Origin of the sequence: Paenibacillus sp. LPE1-1-1.1 (genome assembly GCF_040676435.1) — a bacterium.
GTDB lineage: Bacteria > Bacillota > Bacilli > Paenibacillales > Paenibacillaceae > Pristimantibacillus.
Genome location: NZ_JBEGHY010000006.1, coordinates 1 through 1,339, shown reverse-complemented (window position 1 = coordinate 1,339; position 1,339 = coordinate 1). Strand labels below are relative to the sequence as shown.

At 55.2% G+C, this 1,339-nt stretch carries 1 rRNA gene; it reads right to left on the bottom strand.

The features are described from left to right. A 23S ribosomal RNA gene (locus MRBLPE1_RS10515) occupies nt 1–1,339 on the bottom strand; the annotation flags it as partial.

Genomic DNA, 1,339 nt, shown 5'->3' with positions numbered 1-1,339 from the left:
TAGGATAAGCCCTCGACCGATTAGTATTCGTCAGCTGCACACATTGCTGTGCTTCCACCCCGAACCTATCAACCTCGTCGTCTTCAAGGGGTCTTACATACTGGGAAATCTCATCTTGAGGGGGGCTTCACGCTTAGATGCTTTCAGCGCTTATCCCGTCCGTACTTGGCTACCCAGCGGTGCTCCTGGCGGAACAACTGGTACACCAGCGGTACGTCCATCCCGGTCCTCTCGTACTAAGGACAGCTCCTCTCAAATTTCCTGCGCCCGCGACAGATAGGGACCGAACTGTCTCACGACGTTCTGAACCCAGCTCGCGTACCGCTTTAATGGGCGAACAGCCCAACCCTTGGGACCTACTTCAGCCCCAGGATGCGATGAGCCGACATCGAGGTGCCAAACCTCCCCGTCGATGTGGACTCTTGGGGGAGATAAGCCTGTTATCCCCAGGGTAGCTTTTATCCGTTGAGCGATGGCCCTTCCATTCGGTACCACCGGATCACTAAGCCCGACTTTCGTCCCTGCTCGACTTGTAGGTCTCGCAGTCAAGCTCCCTTATGCCTTTGCACTCTTCGAATGATTTCCAACCATTCTGAGGGAACCTTTGGGCGCCTCCGTTACATTTTAGGAGGCGACCGCCCCAGTCAAACTGTCCACCTGACACGGTCCCTCTGCCGGTTTCACGGCAGCAGGTTAGAACTCCGATACGATCAGGGTGGTATCCCAACGTCGCCTCCACACAAGCTGGCGCTCATGCTTCTCAGGCTCCCACCTATCCTGTACAGATCGTACCAAAGTCCAATATCAAGTTACAGTAAAGCTCCATGGGGTCTTTCCGTCTTGTCGCGGGTAACCTGCATCTTCACAGGTATTAAAATTTCACCGGATCTCTCGTTGAGACAGCGCCCAAGTCGTTACGCCATTCGTGCGGGTCAGAATTTACCTGACAAGGAATTTCGCTACCTTAGGACCGTTATAGTTACGGCCGCCGTTTACTGGGGCTTCGGTTCACAGCTTCGGGTTACCCCTAACCGCTCCCCTTAACCTTCCAGCACCGGGCAGGCGTCAGCCCGTATACTTCGCCTTACGGCTTCGCACAGACCTGTGTTTTTGCTAAACAGTCGCTTGGGCCTTTTCACTGCGGCCCCCTCGGGCTATTCACCCTACCGAGGCACCCCTTCTCCCGAAGTTACGGGGTCATTTTGCCGAGTTCCTTAACGAGAGTTCTTCCGCGCGCCTTAGCATGCTCTGCTCGCCTACCTGTGTCGGTTTGCGGTACGGGCACCTTCACCTGGCTAGAGGCTTTTCTTGACAGCCGGAGTACATGACCTTCGCTACT